1 protein-coding gene and 1 pseudogene are annotated in these 760 nt (G+C 48.9%); one reads left to right on the top strand and one right to left on the bottom strand.

From position 1 onward, the window contains the following. Positions 1-301: 301 nt before the first annotated feature. Positions 302-505, bottom strand: coding sequence for a hypothetical protein (locus ACYVTD_RS14755; RefSeq protein WP_461248473.1), 204 nt, complete (start codon positions 503-505; stop codon positions 302-304). Between the two features lie 56 nt (positions 506-561). Here ACYVTD_RS14755 and ACYVTD_RS14760 point away from each other — a divergent pair. Further along, positions 562-760 (top strand): annotated as a pseudogene (locus tag ACYVTD_RS14760) (adenylate/guanylate cyclase domain-containing protein); the annotation flags it as partial.

Here is a 760-nt window from a genome sequence, read left to right on the forward strand (position 1 = left end):
TCAATTTTTTTTGCGAAATGTTCCGCTGTCGCCTCCCCCCTGTTTATCGGTTTTCTCCCCGCATTTCTTTTTTCGGCTTTCCTCCCTTTATGCTAACAAATTGATACTTTTCGCCTTTGTTTAAACATCCCCCTCGTGGGGGGGAGAGTCCCGGTGAAATATTTTAACTTAGTCCTTTTCCCCCCCCCGAGCAGGCTCCCCCCGTGGGAACCCTCCCCCCCCGCAACCCCCGCCGTTAACAACGCCAAAACAAATACTAATAAAATTCTTTTCATAATTTTCTCCTGACAGAATATTAATACTACTTTTCCGTTAAATTATCTACCCCATTATCCCATGTTTTTTCATCGGGTGGCGAAGAGACGTATTTTACGCACCTTTCCAGGTATTTTTTCGCCGCCAAGTCGGAGCCGTTTTTATCATAAATCGCCTTAAAAATAGTTTGCGCCCCGGTAAAGTCCCGCTTTTCATACATGTCAAACGCCGTTTGCCAGTTTTTTACCATATCCAGCAGTTCGGGCGGCGCTCGCCGGAAAAGGCGCGACAAAAAGCGCCGACGATCCGTTCCCTCTTTTCACGCGGATTGGCGTTAACACGGGCGACATGGTAGTAGGCAACATGGGCACGCCCAATAAAATGGACTATACGATTATGGGGAACGCCGTAAATCTCGCGGCGCGGCTGGAGGGGGTTAACAAGCAGTACAACACGGGCGGCATTCTGATTAGCGAATACACGCGCGGCCATATCGGGGATGAAT

The organism is Treponema sp. R6D11 (assembly GCF_054786075.1).